This is a genomic window from Mesorhizobium sp. M1A.F.Ca.IN.020.03.2.1, from assembly GCF_004023205.1.
Lineage (GTDB): Bacteria > Pseudomonadota > Alphaproteobacteria > Rhizobiales > Rhizobiaceae > Mesorhizobium.
The window spans coordinates 1-26231 of sequence record NZ_RZSV01000064.1; the positions used below are offsets into that span (position 1 = coordinate 1).

Genomic DNA, 26231 nt, shown 5'->3' on the forward strand with positions numbered 1-26231 from the left:
GCGTAATCGATGGCGTTCTTCAAGACGGCGGTCGGCGCGTGATTGTATTCAGCCGCGGTGAAGATGAAGCCGTCGAACTCGGCGACCTTCTTCTGCCAGCGCTGCGCCACCTCGTTCTGCGACGGCGCCCAGGCGGAGGATGCGACCTCATCGAAGAACGGCAGCGGCCAGTCGCGCAAATCAACGACTTCGACGTCGATATCGGCATGCGTCTTGGTAATCTTGGCGATCCACTGCGTCGGGACGTCGGCAAAGCGGGCGGCGCGCGTCGAACCGACGACAATGGCGATTTTGGGTTTGGACATAAGCGGGCTCTCCTTGCGGGGGAATTTCGGTATCGTTTGGATACCGGCGCTATATGTGATACTGACAAAGTGGCGCACAAGGAGGCACATTTTTGTTACCGAGGCACCCGTACAACACTGAGGACTGCCGGGCCGTATCGGAAATCCTGCAACGGGTCGGCGACAAATGGACCGTTTTGGTGGTCGGCAAGCTGGGCGGCGGACCGATGCGCTTCAATGAATTGCGCACGGCCGTCGGCGGCATCTCACAGAAAATGCTGACCATCACCTTGCGCGGCCTGGAGCGGGACGGCTTTGTCACGCGCAAGGTTTTTCCGACCATTCCGCCGCGCGTCGATTACGAGCTGACCGAGCTCGGCCACGAGTTGCTGGTGCCGGTTGGCGCGCTCGGCGAATGGGCACGAAAGAATACCAATCGAGTACGCGCGGCGCGCGCGAAATTCGATGGCGAGCATCCCTGAAGGCCTTGAAGCGCAACGTGTTGCGAGCATCGCTCCGCAGCGTTGCTGACTGCGCAAGGAGTCTGCAGTTGTGTCTTTTTGACTTGTCGTATTCGAGGGCACATCAACCTTGATGCCCGCCCGACCCTGACGGCTTTGGTCGCGCCTGAGAGGAGCACTCAGGCTTTTGAAGTGGTACTGCCACGGGGCGCCAAGGAGCAGACTGCGCACATCGCTTCCTGACTCTGCTCCGCCCCGAGGCCATGCATCCACACTGTGCGCAGGAGCTCTTTTTTCACTTCTACATAGGCAGTTATGCCGAGCAGGCAGGTGAGTGCGAGAAGGGCTGCCACGAGCCAGCCGTTCAGCATGTGTTGACGCATTGTCTTTCCTCCAGCGGCACGCACCGTCGGGTGCGTAAGCAACCATCGGTTGTCGTCGGACGCACGTCCCGCTCAAGAGTTGTTACAAATTTGCCTGTCCGGGGAATCGTTCGCCGTCAGCTTTCGGCTGGGACCGGCTTCGGCTTGCCGTCGCCGTCGAGCGCCACCATGACGAAATCGGCATGGGTGACCTTCTCCATCAGGTCGGCGAGATAACGCTGCGCCCAGGCCTCAACCTTGAGCGTCATCGAGGTGCGGCCGACGCGCTCGACATGGGTGTAGATGCAGAGCGTGTCGCCGATCTTCATCGGCTTGGCGAAGGACATCTCCTTGACCGCCGCCGTCACCACACGGCCCTTGGCCCGTTCGGCCGCGCGGATGCCGCAGGCCAGGTCCATCTGCGCCATCACCCAGCCGCCAAATATGTCGCCGGCGGCATTGGCATCCGACGGCATGGCGAGCGTCCTCAATGTCAGGTCGCCGAGCGGCTTGCCGTCCGCGTAGTGCACCATCAGGGGTCCTCCAGCCGCTGCTTCCTGAAGCCGTACCAATGCCATCGCGATGTCGCAAGCTTTGCTGAAGGCGAAGGACGCGTCGCGGCTCGGTCGCTTTTTTCACAAGCCATGCCGGAAGCCCCGGCGACGACGTGAGCCGGCAATGTCTAGGCTAAGCCCGGATCTCGGAGCCCGCCCGCGCATCATGCAGACTTATCATTTCATTATCGTCGGCTCCGGCTCGGCCGGTTCGGTGGTCGCGGAAAGGCTCTCGGCTTCCGGCCGCTTTTCGGTACTGGTGCTGGAGGCAGGCGGAACCGACCGCCGTTTCTATGTCCAGATGCCGCTCGGCTACGGGAAGACCTTCTTCGATCCGGCCGTCAACTGGAACTACAAGGCCGATCCCGATCCCGGCCTCGGCAACAATGCCGACCACTGGCCGCGCGGCAAGCTGCTCGGCGGCTCGAGCTCGATCAACGCCATGGTCTTCATTCGCGGCGCGCGCGAGGACTTCGATGCCTGGGCCGCCGCCGGCAATGCGGGCTGGAGCTATGACGACCTGCTCCCCGCTTTCAAAGCGTTGGAGGACAACGAGGCCGGCGCCGACCAATGGCGCGGGGTCGGCGGCCCCTTGCACATCACCGATTGCTCGAATGCGGTGCATCCGCTGACCAAGCGCTATCTGGCGGCCGCCCAGCAGGCCGGACTGCCGTTAAATCCGGATTTTAACGGCGCCTCCCAGGAGGGCGTCGGCGTCTACCAGATCACCACCAGGAACGGCCGCCGCATGTCCGCCGCCCGCGCGTTCCTGCGCCCGGCGATGAAGCGCAACAATGTGCGCGTCGAGACCAACGCGCTGGCGACGAAAATCCTGTTCGAGGGCAAGCGCGCCGTCGGCGTCGAGTACCAGCAAAACGGCGAAACCAAGAGGGTCCGCGCGGGCCGCGAGGTGATCCTCTCCGGCGGCTCGATCAACTCGCCGCAACTGCTGCAGCTCTCCGGTGTGGGCCCGTCGGCGCTGCTCGGCGATCTCGGCATCCCAGTCGTCCACGCCAACGACAATGTCGGGGCCAACCTGCAAGACCATGTCGGCATCAACTACACCTTCAAGGGCAAGCTGCCGACGCTGAACCAGATCCTGCGGCCATGGTGGGGCAAGCTGCTGGTGGGCATGCAGTACATCCTGCTGCGTTCCGGTCCGCTGTCGTTGTCGATGAACAATGCCGGCGGCTTCTTCCGCACCGACCCGTCGATGGCGCGGCCGAACATGCAGCTCTATTTCCAGGCCTTCTCGACCGTCATCCCCAAGAGCGGCGAGCGCCCGATCCTGACGCCCGATCCGTGGCCGGGCTTCTCCATCGGCCTTTCCAATTGCCGGCCGTCGAGTCGCGGCGAGATCATGATCCGCTCGAAGGATCCGCGCGACTATCCGAAGATCACGGCGAACGCCTATTCGACCAACGCCGATGTCGACGAGATGCTGGCGGCGGTGAAGTTCGTGCGCAAGATCGCCTCGATGCCGGCGATGGCCGAGATCATCGAGGAAGAAGTTTTGCCTGGTCCGTCAATTACTTCCGATGCCGATCTGATTCAGGATTTCAGGAAGCGCTCGGGCACCGTCTACCATCCCGTCTCGACCTGTCGCATGGGTCCGGACGCTTCGCGCGCCGTCGTCGATCCCCGACTTCGGGTGCATGGGCTCGAGGGCTTGCGTGTGATCGACGCATCGATCTTTCCCGACAACATCACGGGCAACACCAACGCCGCCGCAATCCTCACCGGATGGAAAGGCGCCGAGCGGGTTCTGGAGGATCAGAAATGAAAGTCACCGACGTCAAGACCTGGGTTGTCGGCAACCCGCCGCCCGGCATCGGCGGCAAGTATTTCATCTTCGTCAAGCTCACCACCGATGGCGGCGTGGTCGGCTATGGCGAGGCCTACAACGCCACCTTCTCGGCGCATGTCACTGCCAAGATGATCGAGGATATGGCCGAGCGCTACCTCATCGGCCGCGATCCGCACGATATCGAGAACCTCTTCCGCCGCGTCTATTCCTCCGGCTTCACCCAGCGTCCCGACGTTTCCGGGATGGGGTGCTTTTCGGCACTCGAAATGGCCTGCTGGGACATCATCGGCAAGGAGGCCGGCAAGCCGGCCTACAAGCTGCTCGGCGGCCAGGTGCACGAGACGCTGCGCTCCTACACCTATCTCTATCCGCACACCGGCAGCGTCCATTCGGAAGACGCCCGCGGCCAGAACGTCTACAACGATCCCGACATGGCCGCGGCCTGCGCTCTGGAATATGTCGAGCAGGGATTCAACGCCGTCAAGCTCGACCCGGCCGGGCCTTACACGGCCTATGACGGCCATCAGCCGCGCCTGATCGACATCGACCTCTCGGCGCGCATGATCAAGGCGATCCGCGAGGCGGTAGGCACCAGGGCGGACATCCTGTTCGGAACCCATGGCCAGTTCACCGCCTCCGGTGCGCTTCGTATGGCCCGTGCAATCGAGCCCTACGATCCGCTGTGGTTCGAGGAGCCGGTGCCGCCGGACATGCCCGAGGTGATGGCGCAGGTCGCTCGCGGCACCTCGATTCCTATCGCCACCGGCGAGCGGCTGACGACAAAATTCGAATTCGCGCGCGTCATCGAGAACCGCGCCGCGACCATCCTGCAGCCGGATCTCGGCCGCTCCGGCGGCATTCTCGAAACCAAGAAGATCGCCGCCATGGCCGAGGCCTACCACATCCAGGTGGCGCCGCATTGCTATTGCGGGCCGATCGTCGGCGCCGCCAACATCCAGCTTGCGGTGACTCTGCCCAACTTCCTCATCCTGGAATCGTTGAAGCAGTGGGACGGTTTTCACGCCACGCTGCTCAGGAAGAAGATCGAATGGCAGGATGGGAACGTCATCCCGTCGAAGGAGCCAGGCCTCGGTGTCGAGCTCAACGAGGAAGTCTGCGAGGCGCACCCCTATAGCGGCAAAGACCTGCATCTGCAGATGATGCAGACGCCGCTGATGCCGTGACGGCGCGCCTCGCCTACGCCTTCATCGGCCTTGGTCATCTCGGCGGCAACCTTGCCGCCAGCCTGCTGCGCCACGGCTTCGCTGTTGCCGTTTTCGACCGTGACCCAGCGGCGGTTGCGCGTTTGGTCGCGCTCGGCGCAACGGCGGCGGCGAGCCCGGCCGATGCCGCGACCCGCGCCGGCAATGCGATCACCTGCCTGCCCTCGCCGAAAGTGAGCGAAGCTGTGCTCGCCGGTTCTGACGGATTGCTGGACGGCCTGGCCGCCGGCGGCACCTGGATCGAAATGTCGACCAATGGCCGCGACGAGATCCTGCGGCTGGCCGCACTTGCTTCGGCGAAAGGTGTCGAGACGCTGGAATGTCCGGTCACCGGCGGCGTGCACTTGGCGGCGGCAGGAAAGATCACCGCGCTGGTGGGAGGGGACGCCGCGCTCTACGAGCGCCACCGGCCGGCGATCCAGGCAATGTGCGCCAAATCGTTCCTGATGGGACCGGTCGGCTCGGGGGCGGTGATCAAGGTCATCACCAACATGCTGGCCTTCATCCATCTGGTCGCCGCCGGCGAGGCATTGATGCTCGCCAACCAGGGCGGGCTCGACCTCGCCCAGGCCTATCACGCCATCGTCGCCTCTTCCGGCAACAGCTTCGTCCACGAGACCGAAAGCCAGCTCATCCTGAACGGCTCCTACGACATCGGCTTCACCATGGACCTGGCTTTGAAGGATCTCGGTTTCGCGTTGGGCATTGCCAGGGATTTTCGCGTGCCGCTGCAACTGGCACCACTCGTCAACCAGATTTTCGAGGTCGGCAGGCAGAAGTATGGCGGTGGCGCCTGGTCGACCCAGATCGTCAAGCTTCTGGAGGATGCGGTCGGCACGGAGTTCGCGCGCCAGGCTTCCCGGCCAAGCTCGAACTGTAATCCGCCAAAACTTTAGCCAGCTATTTCAATCGCCTAATCACACCGGCGGAATCAAGCCTTCAGGCAGGTGATTCAACACCTGAGCGTCAATGCGCCGGGCAATATCTCGAAAGTTGCCGGAATCCGACCTGGCGACTCGCCGTCTATGTCGACTAGCGCTCCGTTCTTCTCAACGTCGCCTAGCGGTTCGACCAGCACCTTGCGACCGCGCAGGATGGTGATCGCCGGATGGTTGCGGTGGCGCCCGCCATAGAGGAGACGGATGTCGCGGATCAGCCCAAGCTTGCCGGCGGCGCGCAGGATGACGACGTCGAACTGGCCGTCGGACAGATCGGCGTCCGGCGCAATCATCATGCCGCCACCGAAGAATTTCCCGTTGGCTACCGCCACCAGCGCCATGCGCGCCTCGACCGGCTCGCCGTCGTCTATGGTGATCCTGACCTCCTGGAAGCGATAGCGGATGAATTCCAGCACTGTGCGCCAGAAGAAAAGCGCTTTGGCCGAGACCCTGCCCTTGCGCTTGTCCGCATTGACCGCGCGATCGGTGGCGCCGGAGAGGCCGAGGCTGGCGATGTTGATGAAGTGACGGCTGGCGAGCGCGCCGTGGTCGTCGATGTAGCAGATGCGGCCGGCATCGACCTTGCGCGCGCCGGCGCCGGCGATACGCGCCAGTGCTTCCTCGATTTCGTCGGGCAGGCCGAGCCCTCTGGCGAAATCGATACCGGTGCCGCAGGGCAAAAGGCCGAGCGCGCTGGTCCGGCCGGTCTCATGCTGTGCCTGCAGCAGCCCGTCCGCCACCTCGCTGGCGGTTCCGTCGCCGCCGGCCGCGATCACCAGATCGCACCCGCTGGCCGCGAGGTCGATTGCCAATCGCTCGGCGTCGCCGCTGGTCTGCGTCTCGCGCAGCTCGAAATCGCCGAAATGCCTCTTGAGCGATGCGGCGGCTTCGGACCAATGCCGCTTGAGCTTGCCCCCTCCCGCTATCGGATTGAGAACCACCCCGACCTTCAACCTGATCTCCCCCGAGGCCTATTGCGTGGAAGCGCAAGGCGACTCGGCTGATGCAGCGCCACAGCACTTTGCCGGCATTCAAACGCGGGCTGACTGGCGGGGCAAGGCTCATCGTCGAAAGGACCGCGGAAAATGGGGACAGGCTGTCTAAGGCGTTCGGCCCGCAAATTCCGAGACTTGTCGCATCGGTCCCCGATAATCCCGCTATCCACAGGTCCGCGTCTATTCCGCAAATTCCTTACCCGGCATACATTGAACCCATCTCAGGCGGCTACCGAACGCCCCGGCCGAAAGGCAGAAGCGCAAGGCGGATTTCCTGAGGCCCGTACGGCCCAGAACGAGAGCAGGTTCGCCTGCTGGAGGGACGGATGCCGAGACCTACGGGTGCCGCGGAAAGCGTGCGAACGCCGACGGCGGACCGATGCTGCCATGAAGGCGGGTGAAACCTTCGATGGTGCGCCGGCAAAGCCCGCAAGGGTGGAGATCGGCGTGGTCTGGAACGGACGCTGCCTTCGGGTGGCGACTGGCAGGACCGTCAAAATCAAGGCCGGCCTGGCGCGACGACTTTACGGAAGTTGCTGCCGTAACCGGTTCCTGATCTGACAGGGAGGCGCTGGGAGCAATCCCAGCGCCGACTGTTTTTTGGGCTGCCCCTTTCACCGGCCCTTTTCCCAGCGTCCTGCACCTCCCCAGCATCTGCCACTGATGCTTCCCCGCCACAGTCGCAAGCCAAGCAACGCGCCGACACTCTCAATTCACAATCGCGGCCAAATCCCGCCTTGTTCCCCGGCGATTGATCGCCTGGGAACGAAGTTTAAAGGGACAAGACCGTGATCAAGACCGCCCTTGTCGCCATGACCATTGTCGGCTGCGACTGCGACGCCAAGCTCTGCGAGTATATCGGCGAGACTCCCGCCAAATGGGCGACGATTGCCGACTGCGAAGCGGCGATGAAGAGCCAGATGCTGCATCAGCGCAATTTCAATTATCCGCTGGTTTCCGGCATCTGCCGCACCAAAGGGTCGGCATCGACTTCGGAGCTCGCAGCCAAAGCGTCAAGGCCGGAGCTGAGGCCGCCGAACAGCGTCGTCGAACCCATTGCCCCATTGCCGCCCGAGTTCAGCCGTCGGCCGAGCGTTCCGGTCGGCACGACGGTGACGGCCAGCGAGACGGAAGCCGCGCGGCCTGTTGCCTTCGAGGCCGCGGTCGACGGCGGCAGCGCCGTGCTCTATCGCACCAAGGCTGGTTATGCCGTGGTCAAGACCGATCTCGGCCGCGCGGCCAACGCGACGGTGGACATGGCAAAGCGATCGGCGAACTGGCTGGCGGGACTGGTGCCGAGCGGGCTGTAATCCAGCACCGGAAGCGCACGAAACCGGTATTCCAGGCACTTGAATATCAGCGCGCCTTACAGTTTGACCTTCAGCGTCTGCCAGAATTTGTCGATCATCGGTTGCTCGGTTGCGGTGTCCTGATCGCCGATGCGCGTGATGAACAGCAGCCCCTGATCGGCAAGACCGAAGCCGACGATCTCGAAATCGGCCTTGTCGGTACGCGTCTTCACCGTGGCTTTGATGCCGGTCAACTGCTTGCCGTCGGCGACTTGCGGGTCGTCGGCTCCTGTATCAGCGTGCCGCCCGCCTGAACCGACTCCTTGGTCATCTCCTGCAGCATCAGCTGATTGAGCGACACCGGATTCATCTTGCCGTATTCCTGCACCACGACGACGGTGCCGAGGGCCGAGGCAGCGAGGTATTGGGTGATGCTCTCGCCGAGATCCGTCTTGGTGACGGAAATGCTGCTCGGATGAACAAAGGAAAACCTGCCGCCGGACAAAGTGTCGAAGTCGTTGCGGTCGAGCCGCACCCTGGCCCTCTTACCGCCGGGCAAGGTCACGTCTGCATCCTTGCCGGGATCATCGCCGTGGCACCAAGTTTCATTCGCATGTCCTGTCCTCTCCGGCGGTCGGCGCTTTCGACTCTTTGACGACCGAGAGCGCTTCCGTTCCCGTTACCATCCGCTCGTGACGGATAGACTGACCACACCCGGCAAAAACCATAGGGGTACCGGAACGCTGCAGACGAAGGCCGCCGCTGGCGCGTCGGAACAATGCAGTGCCTGATTGATAATGCCGGCACGATGCGGGAAGATGAGCGCCTACCTGGAGTTGGGGGGCTTCATGACCTTTGCCGTTCGCGCCACACTAAGCTTGTTACTGGCACTCGCGCCCTTGCCTGTTCGAGCGCAGGACACCGATCAGGGTGACGACAAAACGGTGATGGTAGCCCCGGACGATGCCGAAATGGCGGCGGCGATTGCAAAGGCACGATCCAGCCTGGACGACTTCCTGGCTTTGTCCGACGCGCCGCCGCCGGGAACCGGCAGGTTCAAGCTGAAGGTCATGGTGGTCGACGGACATGCGACGGAGCATTTCTGGGTCATCCCCTTCAAGCGGACCGCCACCGGCTTTGTCGGCATATTGGCGAACGAGCCTAAACTCGTCCGCAACGTGGTATTCGGCCAGAACATCGAATTCTCCAAGGACGATATCTCCGACTGGGGATACGCCAGGGACGGCCATCAGGTCGGCAGCTTCACCGTCTGCGTGATGTTCAAGAAAATGTCCAAGGAAGAAGCGGATTACATGCGCACCCAATACGGCTTCGACTGCTGAACTGCATCCAAGGCATTACAACTGCCTTTGCGGCAAGCTCGCCGCGGCCAGTCGGCCCGGTCAGCAGTCGGCTGTCAGCCGGAAAAGATCGCGCTCAGGCGTTCGGTAACCTTCCGCTTCAACAATTCCTCCTTCAGCGCCTCCACCGGCACCAGCTGCTCATGGCCGCCTTTGGCGAGGCGCATGAAGAAATGCAGTTTGTAAGCGGCAATCTTGCCTCGCGCGGCTGTGTCCGTGCGGACGTCGACGACCAGGATCGAACCGATGCGGCCGGGCCATGGCTGCCTGGCAAAAGCCGTGCCGAGGAAGTCGCCGAGACCGTAGGCCACGATCGCATCGTCGATGCGCTCGAGCGGCTGCACGACATGGGCGTGGTGGCCGGCGATCAGCCGCACGCCGTAACCCGCCAGCCGCCGCGCCAGCGCCCGCGTCGCCGGTCTCGGAAAATGCCGGAACTCCCAGTCCCAATGCGGCACCGCGCAGAGCAAGTCGATGTTCGCGAGGATCCCGAGCGGCCATTCGGCCGGATCGCCCGCCATGGAAATCCGCGCCCGAAATTCGGCCTCGTCAGCGTTGCGCCAAAGCGTGAACGCGGCGAAGCCGATCGTCAGCGGCCCGGCGGCCTGGTGTTGGACCGGGCCGCCGGCCGCGGTGCCGATGGTGCGGATGCCGAGCCGCTTCAGCGCCGCGACCGTCTCGTCGAAGCCGGCAACGCCCTGGTCGAGGATATGATTGTTGGCGAGCGACAGCACGAGCCTGTCACGGGCAATGCCGACGTCTGCCAGCGCATCCGCCAGGAAGCGTTCGCTCATCGCGTGATGCGTGCCAAGCCGCGTGCCCGCCACCGCGCTCGGCCGCTCGACGATCGGGCTTTCGCAATTGCCGACCACGAGATCGGCCGAAGCGAGCAGCGCCGCGATCGCAGGGTCGCATTCCGGCACCCGGCGATTGGCGACCGCCGACAGGTCGCCGATGAAAGCAAGCCGCACAGTTTGCGTTGGCGTCGGCACCATCAGCGTCGCTGCCGGCGCCGCGAAACCGTTTCTGTCGCCGCCTAGCGACGGCTTCAGAAAACGCGGCAGCCACGACAATTTGTAGGAAAGCGGATAATTCGACACGCGATGCCCAACCGTTTGCCATCGTGTGTAGACCGTCTTCGCGCCAGGAGAAAGCAGCAGGCGAAGCGCCGCAAATCCGTGTATTGTGGCTGGCGGGATTGGGACGGGAGGATCCATCGTGAAGCGACTGTCGGGCCTTGTGGCACTCACACTCTTGCTGCTCCTGCCGTTTGCTTACGCCAAAGCGGCTAGCCCCGACCCTGCCGCCTTGTTCGAGGCGAAAACCGTTTCAGAGCGGAACAGAGCCCTGGCGGCACTGGAGGCGGCGGCACCGAGCGATCCGGCATCGGCCTATGCCGCCGGCGCCGGCGAATTCTTTACCGCGCTGGAAATCCTGGCCAGCGGTCTGCATCGGCACGGTTTCGAGAGCCCGCAATCCTTCATGCTACCGCTGATGCGGCTGCCCGTGCCGGACAATCCCAGTCCCGAGCCGCTGACCTATGAAAAGTTCCGCGCCATCCTGATCGCTTTCCGCGACCGTCTGGAGAAATCCGCCGCCACGCTGGGCTCGGTGCCCGTCGATGCCGATATCGGCATGGTGGTCGACCTCGCTCATGCCGGTATCAATCTCAACGAGGACGGCAACATCGCGCCGGACGAAAGCATCGCCGCGATTATGGCCTCGCTCTCACGCGGCGTCGACGCGAGCGATGCCGCCCCTTCGCTTGCCTTCCGCTTCGACCGCGCCGACGGCTTCTGGCTGCAAGGTTACGCCGAGTTCCTGATGGCGCAGGCCGATTTCTGGCTGGCGCATGATTTCAAAGCCATGTTCGACGGCTCTTTCCACATGCTGTTTCCGCACGCGAAACTGCCGTTGCAGGACGCGCTGGTCCCGCCGGATGGCGGCATGAGCGGCAGCATCTTCGCCTCGGAATGGCGCTTTGCCGACTTCATCTCGCTGGTGCATCTCGTCAACTGGCCGGTGATCGAGCCGGAGCGCCGGAAGGCGGCGCGCCGTCACCTGCTGGAGATGATCCGGCTTTCGCGCGAGGACTGGAAAGCGATACGCGCCGAAACCGACAATGACCGCGAATGGCTGCCGGGACCGCAGCAGAAGGGCGTCAACCCGCTCACCAGCCTTGAGGTCGGCGAGGCGCAAGTGCAGGCATGGCTTGCCGCCCTGACCATGGCTGAGGACCTTCTCGAAGGCCGCGTGCTGCTGCCGCATTTCCGTGTCATCGGCAAAGGCATCAACATGAAGCGCTTCTTCGACGAGCCGAAACCTTTCGACCTCGTCCTGTCGATCACCGGCCCGGCCATCGCGCCTTATCTCGAAAGTGGAAAAATCCTCACCAGCGACGATTTCAATCAGATTCAGCGCGAGTTCGGCGGCGCCGGCTTCCTGACCTTCGCGCTGTGGTTCAACTGAAACGAAACGGCGCGTGCGACACGCCTCCTGACAGCCTTCTGTCAGCAGGCTCGGCAGCGCGTACCCGCCATTCCACTCCGCTCTTTCCATTTCGGCCGAGTCCTCTCATATTCGAGCAATGGCCAAACGCACCGACAAGAAAACGCCCTCGCCGGCGCAAGAGGGCGCGCCGAAACGGCGCAGTCCGCTGACCGAATTCCTCGACGCCGCCGAGCCCCTGGAGCGCGGCGGCTTCGCCGAAGCACCGCAAAGCGAGTTCTCCGGCGCGCCTCTCACCGGCTCGATCTCCGATTGGGCCGGGCAGATCGAGCGCGAGGCGCAAAAGCAGCCGAAGGCTAAAGCGCCGAAGAAGGTCCCCGAGCGCTCTGCTGCGCCCGGGCGCACGGCGCGCGGCACCTCGATGGGCGGCGCGGCATCGGCGAAAGAACGCGCCGCCGCCGGCCTCAACCCGGTGGCCGGCCTCGACATCAGCCTGGAGGACGCCGAGCAGGTTTCCTCGAGCGGTGTGACCGCGACCGTCGCCGCGCTGTCGAAACTCATCGAATCCGGCAATCCGCTGCACAAGGATGGCCAGCTTTGGACGCCGCACCGGCCTGCCCGGCCGGAAAAATCGGAAGGCGGCATCGCCATCAAGATGGTCTCGGATTTCGAGCCCGCCGGCGACCAGCCGACCGCCATCAAGGACCTTGTCGAGGGTGTCGAGCAAAGCGACCGCACACAGGTGCTGCTCGGCGTGACCGGCTCGGGCAAGACCTTCACCATGGCCAAGGTGATCGAGGAGACGCAGCGCCCTGCCCTGATCCTGGCGCCGAACAAGACGCTGGCCGCGCAGCTCTACGCCGAGTTCAAGAAATTCTTCCCCGAAAACGCGGTCGAGTATTTCGTCTCCTATTACGACTACTATCAGCCGGAAGCCTACGTCCCGCGCACCGACACCTATATCGAGAAGGAATCCTCGATCAACGAGCAGATCGATCGCATGCGCCACTCGGCGACGCGCTCGCTGCTGGAGCGTGATGACGTCATTATCGTCGCCTCGGTCTCCTGCATCTACGGTATCGGCTCGGTCGAGACCTATACGGCGATGACCTTTCAGATGCAGGTCGGTGACCGGCTCGACCAGCGCGCCTTGCTCGCCGACCTTGTCGCCCAGCAATACAAGCGCCAGGACATCAACTTCGTGCGCGGCTCGTTCCGCGTCCGCGGCGACACGATCGAGATCTTTCCGGCCCACCTCGAAGACCGCGCCTGGCGCATCTCGATGTTCGGCGACGAGATCGAGGCGATCACCGAATTCGATCCGCTGACCGGCCAGAAGACCGGCGAGCTGAAGAGCGTCAAGATCTACGCCAATTCGCACTATGTGACGCCGCGGCCGACCTTGAATCAGGCTATCAAGTCGATCAAGGAAGAGCTGCAATACCGCCTGCAAGAGCTTGAAAAGGCTGGCCGTCTGCTTGAAGCGCAACGTCTCGAGCAGCGCACGCGCTTCGACCTCGAGATGCTCGAGGCGACCGGTTCCTGCGCCGGCATCGAGAATTATTCGCGCTATCTCACCGGTCGCCAGCCGGGCGAGCCGCCGCCGACGCTCTTCGAATATGTGCCGGACAATGCGCTGATCTTCATCGACGAAAGCCACGTCACCGTGCCGCAGATCGGCGGCATGTATCGCGGCGACTTCCGCCGCAAGGCGACGCTGGCCGAGTATGGCTTCCGCCTGCCCTCCTGCATGGACAACCGGCCGCTGCGCTTCGAGGAATGGGACGCCATGCGCCCGCTGTCGATCGCCGTCTCGGCGACACCGGGCGGCTGGGAGCTCGACCAGTCCGGCGGCGTCTTCGCCGAGCAGGTCATCCGCCCGACCGGCCTGATCGACCCGCCGGTCGAGGTGCGCCCCGCCAAGAGCCAGGTCGACGATGTCGTCGGCGAAATCCGTGAGACGACCAGGCTGGGCTACCGTACGCTGGTCACGGTTCTCACCAAGCGCATGGCCGAAGACCTCACCGAATATCTGCATGAGAACGGCATTCGAGTCCGCTACATGCACTCCGATATCGACACGCTGGAGCGCATCGAGATCCTGCGCGACCTGCGCCTCGGCGCCTTCGACGTGCTGGTCGGCATCAACCTGCTCCGCGAAGGCCTCGACATTCCCGAATGCGGCTTCGTCGCCATCCTCGATGCCGACAAGGAGGGTTTCCTTCGTTCGGAAACCTCGCTGATCCAGACCATCGGCCGCGCCGCCCGCAACGTCGACGGCAAGGTCATCCTCTACGCCGACCAGATCACCGGCTCGATGGAACGGGCGATGGCGGAGACCAACCGCCGCCGCGAGAAGCAGATGGAGTGGAACGCGGCCAACGGCATCACGCCGGAATCGGTCAAGTCGCGCATCGCCGACATCCTCGACTCCGTCTACGAGAAGGATCACGTGCGCGCCGACATCTCGCAGTTCACCGACGATGCCGGCGCCATGATCGGCAACAATCTGAAAACCCATCTCGAGGCGCTGGACAAGCAGATGCGCGATGCCGCCGCCAATCTCGACTTCGAGAAGGCCGCCCGCATCCGCGACGAGATCAAGCGGCTGCGCGAAATGGAGCTGTCCATCTCGGACGATCCGCTCGCCCGCTACGCCGACATGGAAAGCCCGGTTTCCGGCCGCGAGAAAGGCAGGCACAACAAGGGACGTGCGGTGCACCGCACCGTCGATGACGACGGCAAGGGCCTGTTCCGCAAGCCGGATCTCGATGAGATGGGCGCGGACGGCGCGGTGCCGGTGAAGAAGCCTCTTTTCGCCAAGCCCTCGATCGACGACATGGGACCGGGCACCGATATGGCAACACCCGCTGGCGCGGTCTCGCGTTCGCTGTTCAAGAAGCAGTCGGCGCAGGAAGCGCATGGCTCCGACTTCGGCATCCCGGGCGATCGCACCGGGTCGCTGTTCCGCAAGAACTCGCTCGACGAGATGACGGTGCGCCGTACCGAAAAACCCGTCGAAGGAACGGTGCCTACGAAGCCACGGCCAATCTCCCCCCTTGTGGGGGAGATGTCCGGCAGGACAGAGGGGGGCGCGAAGGAACGCGACGATAAACCCATCGTCCGCCAGCGCTCTGGCATCGGCTCTTACGAAGACCCAGCCGATGAGCGCCGTCAAAAGCGCCGGCCGAGCAAGACTGGGCGGCCGGGGCACTGATTTTCTGAAGAGATTGATGTTGACATGCCGGCGGGACAGCGCTCTGTCCTGCCGGACATCTCCCCCACAATGGGCCCACAAGAGGGAGGTCGGCAGTTTCAGCGCTCCGCTCTGTCCTGCCGCCCCTTGCCATGTCCCCCTCCCGAGGTGTACCCAGTTTCCCAATTCGAACATCTGGAAAGGAGGGCTGCGTGTCTATCGATCACCACCGTCAGCGCGGCCCTGTCTGTGCCCTGCGAGCTTGCTTGCAGGGCTGACCAGGACGGTCCGGGAATTTTCCCCCGCTTCGATTTTTGGTCTGCCCTTCGTGGTGCCGCTGATCTCGGCCTGATGGCCTACCGGCGCACCGTCAAAGTGCATTGAGCCGGGCTCCGGCAAGACCAGAGAAATCGACATGGCCCTGATCAGCCTCAAATCCCTCGGCGTCACCATGAGTGCGCCGCTCTTCTCCAACCTCGACCTCATCATCGGTGCCGGCGACCGGCTGGGCATCGTCGCGGCGAACGGCCGTGGCAAATCCACCCTGCTCAGATGCCTGGCCGGCGAGCTGGACGCCACGAGCGGCGATATCACCCGGACGCGCGGCTTGCGCGTCGGCCATGTCGAGCAATCCGTCCCCGACGCGCTGCTCGACCGTAGCTTCCATCAGGTGGTTGCCGATGCCTTGCCGCCGGAGCAGCTTGGCAGCGAGCTTTGGCGCGTCGACGTGGTGCTGGATTCGCTCGATGTGCCTGAGGACATGCGCGACAGGCCGATGCGGGCCTTGAGCGGCGGCTGGCAAAGGCTGGCGCTGATCTCCCGCGTCTGGGTCACCGACCCGGACGTGCTTCTGCTCGACGAGCCGACCAACCATCTCGACCTGGCCAGGATCAGCCAATTGGAAACCTGGCTGAACGCGCTGCCACGCGATGTGCCGGTGATCATCGCCAGCCACGACCGCGCCTTTCTCGACACCACCACCAACCGCACGCTGTTCCTGCGCCCGGAAGAATCGCCGGTGTTTTCGCTGCCCTATTCGCGCGCCCGGCAGGCGCTCGACGAGGTCGACGCCTCGACGGCGCGGCGGTTCGAGCGCGACATGAAGGTCGCACAGCAGTTGCGCCGGCAGGCAGCCAAGCTCAACAACATCGGCATCAATTCCGGCAGCGACCTGCTGACGGTCAAAACCAAGCAGCTCAGGGAGCGGGCCGAAAGGCTGGAAGATGCAGCCGTGGCAGCGCATCGCGAGCGTTCGGCCGGCGCGATCCGATTGGCCAACCGCGGCACCCACGCCAAGGTGCTGATCACGCTCGACGACCCGGCGGTCGAAACGCCCGACGGCACGCTGCTGTTCAGGACCGGCAAGCGCCATATCTGCCAAGGCGACCGCATCGTGCTGCTCGGCCGCAACGGTGTCGGCAAATCGCGCTTCATTGCGATGATCCGCGCCGCCATCGCCGAACCGGGGTCGGAAGAAAGCGTCAAGGTGACGCCGTCGACCGTGCTCGGCTACAGCGACCAGGCTCTGTCCGGCATCGGCGCCGACGCCACCCCGCTGGCGATGGTCTCGCGCCGCTTCGAGATCGGCGAGCAGCGCGCCCACTCGCTTCTCGCCGGCGCCGGCGTCGCCATCGAGATGCAGGAGAAAAGGATTGCCGCGTTGTCGGGCGGACAGCGGTCGAGGCTGATGTTGCTGGTGCTGCGGCTCCTCAACCCCAATTTCTACCTCCTCGACGAGCCGACCAATCACCTCGACATTGACGGCCAGGAAGCGCTGGAGGACGAGTTGCTGAAGCATCAGGCAAGCTGCCTGCTCGCCTCGCACGACCGCTCCTTCATCCGCGCGATCGGCAACCGGTTCTGGCTGATCGAGAAGCGGCGGCTGACCGAAGTCGACAGTCCGGAAGGGTTCTTCCGCTCGGTGGCCGCGACGGAGCGCTGATAGCCACGACAAGGCCGGCCTATACGGGGGGCCGGCCTATACGGGCCGGCTTTCCGGGCGCGCATGAAAAATTCCGGTGACCTGTCGGATTGCCGCAGCATTCCTCGTCCCTTGGGATGCCGACACGGTGCTGACGGCACCAACCAGGGAGAGTTTATCATGTCCATCTTGTCATCCATCAGCCGCATCGCCAGCCAATATGCGACGGCGCGCGCCCGCTACCGCAGCGAGCGCATTCTGCTTTCGCTGCCGGCCGACCTGCGCAAGGACATCGGTTTTCCGGAAATTCTCGACACGCGAAACGGCCGCTGCACAGCTACCTTCTCGACCGACGTCATTTGAAAGTGACCAACGGGTTCATGCGACGGTCATCGGCTTCACCGGCTGCGCGGCCGGTCCGGGCCCGGCCCGCTAAAAAAATTCCGCTGCCCGTGTAGGATTGCTGTCGCCTCGTCCGTCTTTTGATCGCAACGCACAATCAACCCGTGAAGAGGAACACGTGAAATGACCGACCAGAACCCGCCCCGCGCCAAAGTTCTTGGCGGATTGACCCCCTATCTGCAGGTCGACGGCGCCATCAAGGCGGCCGAGTTCTACAAGAAGGCTTTCGGGGCCGAGGAAGTCTTTGCCTATCCGCCGGACGACAAGGGCCGCACCATGCATATCCATCTCTATGTCAACGGCTCGACGCTCATGCTGGGCGACGCCTATCCCGAGCACGGCCATCCGCATCAGGCGGCGCAGGGTTATACGCTCCAACTCCATCTCGGTAGTGACGACGTCGATGCCTGGTGGAAGCGCGCGGTAGACGCCGGCTGCGAAGTCGTCACGCCCCTCCAGGTAATGTTCTGGGGCGACCGCTGGGGCCAGGTGAAGGATCCCTTCGGCGTCGCCTGGGCGATGAACGCGCCGGTAAAATAGGTTTCCCAGCGAGCAAGCGTCGGCCGCCAATCCCAGGGCTGACGCGCTCACCCGCGCCGGGTCGTATCCCCGCCGGCCCGGCGCTCGTTTTCAGCGAAGGAGTTTTACCCATGTCCTATGTCGATGGTTTCGTGCTTGCCGTGCCGAAGGCAAATCTTGATGACTACAAGAAAATGGCTGCGAATGCCGGCGCCGTCTGGAAGGAGCACGGCGCGCTCGCCTATGTCGAATGCATCGGCGACGACGTGCCCTATGGCGAACTGACCTCGTTCCCGCGCGCCGTGCAGGCGAAGGACGACGAAGTCGTCATCTTTGCCTGGGTCGTTTACGAATCCAGGCAGAGCCGCGACGCGGTCATGGCGAAAGTGATGGCCGACGAACGTCTCAAGATGGACTGGTCGACAATGCCCTTCGACGGGAAGCGCATGATCTTCGGCGGCTTCCAGCCATTTATCGAGGTTTGAGCACAGCCGATTCGGTCCTCATCCAGGGCGGAGCAGGAGCGGAGCTCCTGCTTCCCCCTGGAATGACGAGGTTGCGAGGCAGCGGCTAATCTCACAGGCCTGCGATGGCTGAGAGCAAGCGGCCTACCAGTCCAACCCGGCTCTATCCGTTCTGGAGCTTGACGAGCAGCGGCTTCAGCCGCTCCCCATAACGCTTCCACAGGTCGACCGAGCCCTGATACATCGGCTGGCGCACCTGCGCGGCCGACGCCGTGCGCACCGGCCGGTCGGTCTCGTGGAACGCCAGCACCTTGTCGTCCCAAGGCAGGCCGAGATGCGCCATCAGCGCCCGCGTCTGGCCTTCCTGATCGGCGACGAAATCCTCGTAGCGGACGTCGTGGACGACGCCGGGCAGAACTTTGTGCCAATGCGCCATGATATCGGTGTAGAGGTTATGGAAATCGGCGAGCTCGCCGAGATCGTAGCCGTAACGATGGCTGTCGCCGCGGAAATGCACTTTGAAGATCGACAGGCACGTGGCCGCGGCGTCGCGCGCGCAATGCACGATCTTCGCCTTCGGCAGCATCATGTGCAGGAAGCCGACCAGCAGGAAGTTGCCCGGCATCTTGTCGGTGACATGGCGGAAGCCCGGATACCGGGCATGCAGCATGTCGATATAGGCCTGCCCGGCTTCGGCAAAGGCCTTGTCCGGCATGTCGGCTATCCCTGAGGGAAAACCGCCCGGCATGCTCATCGGAAACTGCTTGCCGACGACCGACTTCAGGATGCTGAGCTCGCCCGCGCCAAAGACCTGCGGATGGCTGGCGATGATCTGCTCGACCAGCGTCGTGCCGGAACGCGGCATGCCGACGACGAAGATCGGCGTGTCGTCGGAAATGTCGCTCGGCCTGTGCTTTTCGAAGAAGGCCTTGTCGAAGGCCGACTTCATCGCTTCGAACTCGTCGCGCGTTCTCACCGGGTCGTAGTCGATGCCCTTGCGGCGGATCGCATTGCCCTCGGCGAAATAGTCGAAGGCGCGGCCATAATCCTTCAGATCGTCATTGGCCTTGCCGAGGCCGAAGGAAAGCTGCATGCGCGCAAGGCTGTCCTGCGGCGCCTTGGCGTGCTCGGCCTCCATGCCGGCAAGCTCGGCGTCGCGCTCTGTCTGGCGCTTGACCTGGGTCAGCAGAAGCCAGGCTTTCGCCATCGCCGGAGCGATCGCCACCGCCTGGCGGGCAAGATCGGCGGCCTCGGCGAGCTTGCCCTTCTCCATCAGGGCGACGCCCAGTCCGTAGAGCAGCTCGGCATCCTTGGGCCGGATCGACAGCGACTCGCGGAAGAGCGCAATCGCCTCGTCGAGCCGCCCGGCTTCCTGCAGCGTTTCGGCAAGGCCGATGCGGGCGCGGACATGGAACGGGTTGCGGCCGATCGTGCCGCGATAGATCTCCTCAGCGCCCTCGAACTGGCCGAGCTGCTTCAGCGACGAGCCGAGATTGTCGCGCGCCGCGAGTTGGTCCGGGCGGATGTCCACCGCGCCGCGGAAGAAATCGACGGCGGCGGCAACGCGGCCGAGGTCGCGCATCACCGTGCCCATGTTGTTGAGGAAATCGGCATTTTGGGGCTGCAGCGTGACCGACTGCTCGATGAGGTCCAGCCCTTCCTCGCTACGACCTGTCTGATGCAGGAGGAGCCCGAGGAAATGCAGCGCGGCGGCATGATTAGGCTGCTGCCCCAGCACCTGCCGGTAAAGCGACTCCGCCTCCTGCCGGCGTCCTGCCTGGTGCAGCTGCAGCGCCCGCTGCACATAGGGATCGAGGGGGCTCGCCGATCCTGGCTTGCCGCCCGCGTTTGCCGCTCTTCTCTGATCTCTGTTAATGGGAAACCTGCCGTGTTTGTCCGTCCGCCGGACCTAAGCCAAGCGGGCGGCAGATGCAAGTGTGTGGGCAGCGCTCCGGCGACTTGCCCGCAATACCGCTAGCAAGGCCCGTCGCCGATGATGCGATAGTCCGCCGCGCGGGCCTCGCACGCATTCGGGAAAGTGCGCACCTCGCCGTAGCGTCTGGCGCAGACCGGCGCGTATTCGCGGGTGCAGAAGGTTTGCTCGCCGCCACCGCCGCCATCCCGGCAAGGCCCGTCACGCACGATACGATACCCTGCCCGCTCCGCCAGGCAGGCATTGGCGAAGGTCTGGCGGTCGCCGCCGCGTCTTGCGCAGACCGGTTCGTAGTGCATGGTGCAGAGCTGCGGATGCGGCCTTGGCGGGCGCGGACGCGGTCCTTCGTCGACGACCACCGTACAGGCCGCCAGCAATGCCGACAGTAGCAGGGCGACAAGGCCCTGCTGCGAAACGATTGCCGCAAGAAATCGCATAGGTCCCTCTCCTATCTGGCTCAGGCGCGATCGCGCCAGCTCGCGCAATTCCTCGCCATTTTGGGATCGAACGCAACCCCGGCTTGTGCTTTGCCCGGGGCGAAATTTATCGCCGGTCGGCTTCTCGCACTGGCCCATGCCCGGCTTTTCACTGGCCGATGACCGGTCATGGCGCCGGGTCTATCGATGGCCTCGCGTTGGGCGCGCCGAGGGCCGCCTGCGGTGCTGTCTTGCAACCATCACATTTCCGTGTAATAAATTTGGTGTTCGGGCATTTGCGACCCGGAGAGCGGCACGTTTTGGACGACCTTTCCCCGATAGTGTGAATCTCTGACGGCCCCGTTTTTCGGCGGGGGCTTTGACCATGCGCGAATGCATGACTGCCGAAGCAACACCGGGATCAGCCCAAGGAAGCGGGCGAGCCCACGAGACTGATACGGGTGAAGGAGTTTCCCCCATGGCCCAGACCGGCACCGTAAAGTTCTTCAACGCCACCAAAGGCTTCGGCTTCATCACGCCTGACGGCGGCGCCAAGGACGTGTTCGTCCACATCTCCGCGATCGAGGCCTCCGGCCTGCGTACGCTCGTCGACGGCCAGAAGGTCACCTTCGACGTCGAGCCTGACCGCATGGGCAAGGGTCCGAAGGCGGTCAACCTCCGCGCCGCCTGAGCGGGCGACGCTGCCTGTCCTTCCGCTGATGAACGGCGCGGCAGGATCATGAATCGGCTTCGCAGGAAGCTTGAGTTTTCGAGGGCGCGACGGTTCCGTCGCGCCCTTCTTTGTCCGGCAAATAGTTGTATTGGCAGGCGAAAACTTTCTCTTGCCGATAGCGCTAAAATAAAGGACAAATTTCCTCTCGGGCAATTTGCCGGCCCGAGACTGACTTGATGGGATCAAAGGAGCTTCCCATGCCGCAGACCGGCACCGTCAAATTCTTCAACCATGCCAAGGGCTTCGGCTTCATCACGCCCGACGATGGCGCGAAGGACGTCTTCGTCCATATTTCGGCCGTGCAGGCGTCGGGCCTTCCCGGTCTTGAGGATGGGCAGAAAGTGACATTCGACACCGAGCCCGACAAGCGAGGCAAGGGTCCGAAGGCCGTCAACCTGTCTATCGGCTAAGCCGGCTCAGACAGATCCGACGGAGACTGAGCAGGCGGGGCGCTCCCGCAGAGCTCGGAATTTTGTCGAGCCGCGAAATCGTTCGCGCAGTGCCGTTCAGCCTCCGTTCAGCCACGGTCTTCTATTAACCCCTGCTAAAGCCGACCCGCATCCCCTGAAATACGCGGGCCGGCGCGAAGGAGACCGAAAATGAACCGAATTCTCAAGACCGCCATTGTGACCGCCGGCGTCGCCGCGACCACTTTGGCCACCTTCTCGGCGGCAAATGCTGATGATTGGCGCTGGCGTCGTCATCATCACAATGGCGGCGACGCCCTTGCCGCGGGCGTTGTCGGCCTGGCGGCGGGCGCCCTGATCGGTAGTGCGCTCAGCAACCCGGGGCCGAGATACTACGACCCAGCCTATGATGACGGCTATTATGTCGACCGGCCCGTTCGCCGCTACTATGTACAGCCGCGCGTCGTCTATGCCGACCGCTATGCCGAGCCGTGGACCCGCGAATGGTACGAGTATTGCTCCGACCGCTACCGCACCTTCAACTCGCGTACCGGCACATTCACCGGCAACGATGGCGAACAGCATTTCTGTGTTGCCAACTAAGACTTAGGTTTCCAGTCCAGGCAAAAGCGCCGCCCTCGAGCGGCGCTTTTTTCTTTGCGCAGAGGATCAGGCCAGGAAGGGATTCGTCCGGCGCTCCTCGCCGAAGCGGCCGCCCGGACCATGACCGCAGATGAAGCCGATATCGTCTCCGAGCGGCAGCAGCTTGTCTTTGATCGAGGTGATCAGCGCGGCGTGATCGCCGCCTGGCAGATCGGTGCGGCCGATAGAGCCGCGAAACAGCACGTCGCCGACATGGGCGAATTTGGCCGCGCGGTTGTAGTAGACGACATGGCCCGGCGCGTGCCCCGGACAATGCAGCACCTCGAACACATGCTCTCCGAACGAGACCGTGTCGCCTTCGCTGAGAAAACGGTCCGGAATGCAATTGCGCACCGGATCGGTAAGGCCGAAGCGCTTGGCCTGGGTCTCGAGATTGGCAAGCAGCGGCCGATCGGCCTCGTGCGGGCCGATGATGTCGATGCCGAGTGCATCCTTCAGATCCATCGCGCCGCCGGCATGATCGATATGGCCGTGAGTGATCCAGATCGCCTTCGCCCTGATCGCGTTGTCCTTAAGCACTGCCACTATCTTGTCGACGTCGCCGCCGGGATCGACGACGACACCTTGTTTGTCGTCCATGTCGAAGAGAATGGTGCAATTCTGCTGGAAGGGCGTGACCGGCACGATGCCGGCATTGAGCTGACCCATGGCTTTCCTTTCGAGGTGTTGCCCTGATGTAGAGGGCACAGCCGACTGCGTCCACCGGTGATCCCTCTAAAAGAAATGGGCGGCCACAGCCGTCCATGGGAAGCCTGAAATTCTGCCAAGCCTATTCTTCATCACGGTCATGACCGCGCGCATGATGTCGGTGAGGATGGCGCCGGCGCCGACGATGATGCTTTGTATGCCCATCGCCCTGCCAGTCCCACCGGCTGCTCCGCTGCCGTCGCCGGATCGCCCGCACCCATGAGACGCCGAATTGCTGCGCAGGCGCCTAAATAAAAGGGGCGGCCCGAAACCGCCCCGTTGCACAAAAAGGCTGTGACTATCGCTATTCTGCGGCGATGGCGTGCTTTGGCTGCACCGCGGCAGAATAGTCGTTCATCAACGTCTTGGCGATCTCGCCGACCTCGAATCGGTACGGGCCGATTTCCGAGACCGGCGTGACTTCCGCGGCCGTGCCGGTAAGGAAGCACTGCTCAAAGCCATCGAGCTCTTCGGGCATGATGGCGCGCTCGATCACCTCGAAGCCGCGGTCCTTGGCCAGGCCGATGACGGTGCGGCGGGTGATGCCGTCGAGGAAGCAGTCGGGCGTCGGAGTGTGGATTTTGCCGTCCTTGACGAAGAAGATGTTGGCGCCGGTGGCTTCCGCCACCTGGCCGCGCCAGTCGAGCATCATGGCGTCGGCGTAGCCCTTGGCCTCGGCGGCGTGCTTGGAAAGCGTGCAGATCATGTAGAGGCCGGCAGCCTTGGACTTGGATGGCGCGGTGCGCGGGTCGGGCCGGCGCCATTCGGCGACGTCGAGGCGGATGCCCTTCAGCTTCTGCGCCGGGTCGAAATAGCTCGGCCACTGCCAGATGGCGATGGCGCAGTTGATGCGGTTGTTCTGCGCCGAAACACCCATCTGCTCGCTGCCGCGCCAGGCAATCGGACGCACATAGGCGTCCTTGAAACCTTGCTTCTTCAGAAGCGTGCGGCAAGCCTCGTCGATCTCGCCGACCGAGTAGGGAATCTTGAAGCCGAGCAGGCGCGCCGATTCATGCAGGCGCTCATTGTGCTCGGTGAGCTTGAATATCTGGCCGCCATAGGCGCGCTCGCCCTCGAAGACGGCGCTGGCATAGTGCAGGCCATGGGTCAGCACGTGGATCTTGGCCTCGCCCCATTTGACGAACTCCCCGTTCATCCAGATGAAGCCGTCCAGTTGATCGAAGGGAACGGATGCCATGGAAACCTCCCGCGGGCGGGCGCCCGCCAATCGTTGTGTCATACGGCCTTTCGTATCGGCCCCGCCACTGGGTCCGAAACCGCCGGCCTGTGTCTGGAAGCGTAGGCGGATATTCAATCCCTGGCAAACTTAGGAAGTTCCGGAAAAACGGCTTCCGCTTGCCTTTTCGTTCGCAATCCGCCGAAAAGCTTGTCAAAAATTATCATTTGCGGGAAATTACGTCAACAGTACTGACGTAATTCCCCGCTGGCATGGAGAAATGATGACGGATCGAAGCCCCGCAGCCGGAAAACCGATCAGGACGGCGATCACCGACGAGGACGGCATCGACTTTGCCATCATCGAGCTGTTTTTCTTCGCCTATCGCGACTTCACCTCCGATCCCGACCAGATCCTTGCCGATTACGGCTTCGGCCGTGCCCATCACCGCGTCCTGCATTTCGTCAACCGCAGGCCCGGACTGACGGTCGCCGAGCTGCTCGATGTGCTGAAGATCACCAAGCAGAGCCTGGCGCGGGTGTTGAAGCAGCTGATCGACACGGACCATATTGTCCAGGTGCAAGGGTTGCGCGACCGCCGGCAGCGCGAGCTCTATCCGACTGCCAAAGGCCGCGCGCTGGCACTGGCGCTGGCACGGCCACAGTCGCGCCGCATCCGTGCTGCATTGGAGGATTCCGGGACCGCCGAGCGCGCCTCGATCGAGAGATTCCTCGAGGCGATGGTCAATCCGGAACTTAGAGCGCAGATCGACATTGTGCCTGCGCAAACATCGGGGAAGAAAAATGGAGACCACTGAGAAGGTTGATCATCCGGCAGCGCCCGGCGATGATGCGCCGCATCTGCTGGTGGTCGACGACGACACCCGCATTCGCAATCTGCTCAAGCAATATTTGTCCGAGAACGGTTTTCGGGTCACCGTCGCCGGCAACTCCGGCGAGGCCCGGCGCAAGCTCGCGGGGCTGAACTTCGACCTGCTCGTGCTTGACGTCATGATGCCCGGCGAAACCGGCGTCGACCTCACCAAGGCGCTGCGGGCCGAGAAGAACGTGCCGATCCTGATGCTTACGGCGCTGTCGGAAACCGACAGCCGTATCACCGGGCTCGAGGCCGGCGCTGACGACTATCTGCCGAAGCCCTTCGATCCGCGCGAGCTCATCCTGCGCATCAACAACATCCTGCGCCGCGGCGGCCCGGCGGCGACGCCGAAAGTCGAGCAGCTCGTCTTCGGCCCCTACACGTTCCAGATCGCCAAGCGCGAACTGAAGCGTGGCGGCGAGGCGCTGAAGCTGACCGACCGCGAGCAGGAAATCCTGGCGATCTTCGCCGCCCGGGCGGGCGAAACCATACCGCGGCACGAGCTCGTCGGCGACGAATCGGATGTCGGCGAGCGGACCATCGATGTCCAGATCAACCGGCTGCGCCGCAAGATCGAGCGCGATCCGTCAAATCCGGTGTGGCTGCAGACCGTGCGCGGTATTGGGTATCGGCTCAGCGTGGAATAACATGCTCGCAGACGGCCTTGGCTGAATGGCCGTCTACGAGCGGAAGGGCGAATGGCGACCACGCAACTGGAAAAGCCCAAGACCGGGAGCCTCGGCGATCTCGCTTTGCGCACGCTGAGGGCGATGCCGCGCGCCTGGAACCGGTTCTGGCGCCTGGTCGCGCTCTACATGCCGAAGCGGCTTTATGCCCGCTCCCTGATCATCGTCATCGCGCCGATGATCCTTTTGCAGTCGGTCGTTGCCTTCGTCTTCATGGAGCGCCACTGGCAGACAGTTACCCAACGCCTGTCGCAGGCGACGATCGCAGACATCGCTGCCATCATCGACATGATGGAGACCTATCCCCACGACGCCGATTACGCCAACATCATCCGCATCGCCCAAGACCGCATGCAGCTGAAAGTGGATCTGCTGCCGCCCGATCCCCTGCCGGCCCCCGGGCCGAAGCCGTTCTTCTCAATCCTCGAC

General features: G+C 63.5%; 27 protein-coding genes and 2 pseudogenes. 18 read left to right on the top strand and 11 right to left on the bottom strand.

The annotated features are described in order from the left end of the window. The coding region (locus EOA79_RS12965; protein ID WP_164893852.1) for an NADPH-dependent FMN reductase at positions 1-305 on the bottom strand (305 nt) is incomplete at its 3' end. A gap of 92 nt (positions 306-397) precedes the next feature. Between EOA79_RS12965 and EOA79_RS12970 the strand changes: the two genes are divergently transcribed. Next, positions 398-766, top strand: a complete 369-nt coding sequence (locus tag EOA79_RS12970; protein ID WP_066994462.1) for a helix-turn-helix domain-containing protein — start codon at positions 398-400, stop codon at positions 764-766. A gap of 478 nt (positions 767-1244) precedes the next feature. Here EOA79_RS12970 and EOA79_RS12980 read toward each other — a convergent pair whose 3' ends face one another. Next, positions 1245-1640: an acyl-CoA thioesterase gene (locus EOA79_RS12980; RefSeq protein WP_066994459.1), complete on the bottom strand. Its 396-nt coding sequence runs from the start codon at positions 1638-1640 to the stop codon at positions 1245-1247. 187 nt (positions 1641-1827) lie between these two features. Between EOA79_RS12980 and EOA79_RS12985 the strand changes: the two genes are divergently transcribed. The 3 genes and pseudogenes from EOA79_RS12985 (at position 1828) to EOA79_RS12995 (ending at position 5571) form a co-directional block, all read left to right on the top strand. Further along, positions 1828-3444 (top strand): GMC family oxidoreductase N-terminal domain-containing protein, encoded by a 1617-nt coding sequence (locus EOA79_RS12985; RefSeq protein WP_095823246.1) that lies wholly within the window; start codon positions 1828-1830, stop codon positions 3442-3444. Beyond that, on the top strand, positions 3441-4652 hold the full coding sequence (locus EOA79_RS12990) for a mandelate racemase/muconate lactonizing enzyme family protein (RefSeq protein ID WP_095823247.1): 1212 nt from the start codon (positions 3441-3443) through the stop codon (positions 4650-4652). Before EOA79_RS12985 ends, EOA79_RS12990 begins: the two co-directional genes overlap by 4 nt. Next, positions 4649-5571: pseudogene (locus EOA79_RS12995) on the top strand (NAD(P)-dependent oxidoreductase). The gene EOA79_RS12990 and the pseudogene EOA79_RS12995 overlap by 4 nt, the downstream one beginning before the upstream one ends. Before the next feature lie 72 nt (positions 5572-5643). On the opposite strand, the gene EOA79_RS13000 reads toward EOA79_RS12995, so the two are convergent. Next, entirely contained in the window at positions 5644-6582 is a 939-nt protein-coding gene (locus EOA79_RS13000; protein WP_095823249.1) for a diacylglycerol kinase family protein, read from the bottom strand. 830 nt (positions 6583-7412) lie between these two features. Between EOA79_RS13000 and EOA79_RS13005 the strand changes: the two genes are divergently transcribed. After that, complete coding sequence (locus tag EOA79_RS13005; protein WP_095823250.1) at positions 7413-7934, top strand: hypothetical protein; 522 nt, start codon at positions 7413-7415, stop codon at positions 7932-7934. Between the two features lie 56 nt (positions 7935-7990). Here the strand turns inward: EOA79_RS13005 and EOA79_RS33550 are convergent, their stop codons facing one another. Continuing rightward, on the bottom strand, positions 7991-8167 hold the full coding sequence (locus EOA79_RS33550) for a hypothetical protein (RefSeq protein ID WP_245322258.1): 177 nt from the start codon (positions 8165-8167) through the stop codon (positions 7991-7993). Next, a complete protein-coding gene (locus tag EOA79_RS33555; protein WP_245322259.1) occupies positions 8164-8478 on the bottom strand; it encodes a hypothetical protein in 315 nt (104 codons plus the stop codon). The genes EOA79_RS33550 and EOA79_RS33555 overlap by 4 nt, the downstream gene beginning before the upstream one ends. 253 nt (positions 8479-8731) lie before the next feature. On the opposite strand from EOA79_RS33555, the gene EOA79_RS13015 reads away from it, so the two are divergent. Then, positions 8732-9256 carry a DUF2314 domain-containing protein gene (locus tag EOA79_RS13015; protein ID WP_348627470.1) on the top strand — a complete coding sequence of 175 codons (525 nt, stop codon included), beginning with the start codon at positions 8732-8734 and terminating at the stop codon, positions 9254-9256. A 74-nt stretch (positions 9257-9330) separates the two neighbouring features. Here EOA79_RS13015 and EOA79_RS13020 read toward each other — a convergent pair whose 3' ends face one another. Further along, positions 9331-10374, bottom strand: coding sequence for a CapA family protein (locus tag EOA79_RS13020; protein WP_095823251.1), 1044 nt, complete (start codon positions 10372-10374; stop codon positions 9331-9333). Positions 10375-10492: 118 nt separating this feature from the next. Between EOA79_RS13020 and EOA79_RS13025 the strand changes: the two genes are divergently transcribed. The 6 genes from EOA79_RS13025 (at position 10493) to EOA79_RS13050 (ending at position 18245) form a co-directional block, all read left to right on the top strand. Then, the gene (locus EOA79_RS13025) at positions 10493-11743 is read left to right on the top strand and encodes a hypothetical protein (RefSeq protein ID WP_095823252.1); all 1251 of its coding nucleotides are present in this window, start codon (positions 10493-10495) and stop codon (positions 11741-11743) included. A 118-nt stretch (positions 11744-11861) separates the two neighbouring features. Continuing rightward, positions 11862-14939, top strand: coding sequence for an excinuclease ABC subunit UvrB (gene uvrB, locus EOA79_RS13030; RefSeq protein WP_067326616.1), 3078 nt, complete (start codon positions 11862-11864; stop codon positions 14937-14939). Positions 14940-15333: 394 nt separating this feature from the next. Then, positions 15334-16860, top strand: coding sequence for an ABC-F family ATP-binding cassette domain-containing protein (locus EOA79_RS13035; protein WP_127335249.1), 1527 nt, complete (start codon positions 15334-15336; stop codon positions 16858-16860). A gap of 159 nt (positions 16861-17019) precedes the next feature. Next, positions 17020-17202: a hypothetical protein gene (locus tag EOA79_RS13040; protein ID WP_067326607.1), complete on the top strand. Its 183-nt coding sequence runs from the start codon at positions 17020-17022 to the stop codon at positions 17200-17202. 162 nt (positions 17203-17364) lie between these two features. Beyond that, positions 17365-17781: a glyoxalase/bleomycin resistance/extradiol dioxygenase family protein gene (locus EOA79_RS13045; RefSeq protein ID WP_066994423.1), complete on the top strand. Its 417-nt coding sequence runs from the start codon at positions 17365-17367 to the stop codon at positions 17779-17781. 110 nt (positions 17782-17891) lie between these two features. Then, the gene (locus EOA79_RS13050) at positions 17892-18245 is read left to right on the top strand and encodes a DUF1428 family protein (RefSeq protein ID WP_067326604.1); all 354 of its coding nucleotides are present in this window, start codon (positions 17892-17894) and stop codon (positions 18243-18245) included. A 142-nt stretch (positions 18246-18387) separates the two neighbouring features. On the opposite strand, the gene EOA79_RS13055 is transcribed toward EOA79_RS13050, so the two are convergent. Then, positions 18388-20028, bottom strand: coding sequence for a tetratricopeptide repeat-containing sulfotransferase family protein (locus EOA79_RS13055; RefSeq protein ID WP_095823254.1), 1641 nt, complete (start codon positions 20026-20028; stop codon positions 18388-18390). A gap of 170 nt (positions 20029-20198) precedes the next feature. Then, positions 20199-20594 carry a Kazal-type serine protease inhibitor domain-containing protein gene (locus tag EOA79_RS13060; RefSeq protein ID WP_095823255.1) on the bottom strand — a complete coding sequence of 132 codons (396 nt, stop codon included), beginning with the start codon at positions 20592-20594 and terminating at the stop codon, positions 20199-20201. 457 nt (positions 20595-21051) lie between these two features. Here EOA79_RS13060 and EOA79_RS13065 point away from each other — a divergent pair, with 457 nt between their 5' ends. From EOA79_RS13065 to EOA79_RS13075, 3 genes are all read left to right on the top strand, one after another. Next, positions 21052-21264: a cold-shock protein gene (locus tag EOA79_RS13065; protein WP_006202520.1), complete on the top strand. Its 213-nt coding sequence runs from the start codon at positions 21052-21054 to the stop codon at positions 21262-21264. Positions 21265-21503: 239 nt separating this feature from the next. Beyond that, entirely contained in the window at positions 21504-21716 is a 213-nt protein-coding gene (locus EOA79_RS13070) for a cold-shock protein (RefSeq protein ID WP_006202521.1), read from the top strand. Positions 21717-21905: 189 nt separating this feature from the next. Continuing rightward, on the top strand, positions 21906-22316 hold the full coding sequence (locus EOA79_RS13075; protein ID WP_066994411.1) for a BA14K family protein: 411 nt from the start codon (positions 21906-21908) through the stop codon (positions 22314-22316). 66 nt (positions 22317-22382) lie between these two features. Here EOA79_RS13075 and EOA79_RS13080 read toward each other — a convergent pair whose 3' ends face one another. From EOA79_RS13080 to EOA79_RS13085, 3 genes are all read right to left on the bottom strand, one after another. After that, positions 22383-23024, bottom strand: coding sequence for an MBL fold metallo-hydrolase (locus EOA79_RS13080; protein WP_095823256.1), 642 nt, complete (start codon positions 23022-23024; stop codon positions 22383-22385). A gap of 66 nt (positions 23025-23090) precedes the next feature. Further along, positions 23091-23228, bottom strand: a complete 138-nt coding sequence (locus tag EOA79_RS32760; RefSeq protein WP_156751098.1) for a hypothetical protein — start codon at positions 23226-23228, stop codon at positions 23091-23093. Positions 23229-23367: 139 nt separating this feature from the next. Beyond that, positions 23368-24261, bottom strand: a complete 894-nt coding sequence (locus EOA79_RS13085) for a branched-chain amino acid aminotransferase (protein ID WP_095781295.1) — start codon at positions 24259-24261, stop codon at positions 23368-23370. A 262-nt stretch (positions 24262-24523) separates the two neighbouring features. Between EOA79_RS13085 and EOA79_RS13090 the strand changes: the two genes are divergently transcribed. The 3 genes and pseudogenes from EOA79_RS13090 to EOA79_RS13100 all read left to right on the top strand — a co-directional run. Further along, the gene (locus EOA79_RS13090; protein WP_067327140.1) at positions 24524-25057 is read left to right on the top strand and encodes a MarR family transcriptional regulator; all 534 of its coding nucleotides are present in this window, start codon (positions 24524-24526) and stop codon (positions 25055-25057) included. Further along, a complete protein-coding gene (locus tag EOA79_RS13095; protein WP_128293046.1) occupies positions 25044-25763 on the top strand; it encodes a response regulator transcription factor in 720 nt (239 codons plus the stop codon). The genes EOA79_RS13090 and EOA79_RS13095 overlap by 14 nt, the downstream gene beginning before the upstream one ends. A 51-nt stretch (positions 25764-25814) precedes the next feature. Beyond that, a pseudogene (locus EOA79_RS13100) lies at positions 25815-26231 on the top strand (two-component sensor histidine kinase); the annotation flags it as partial.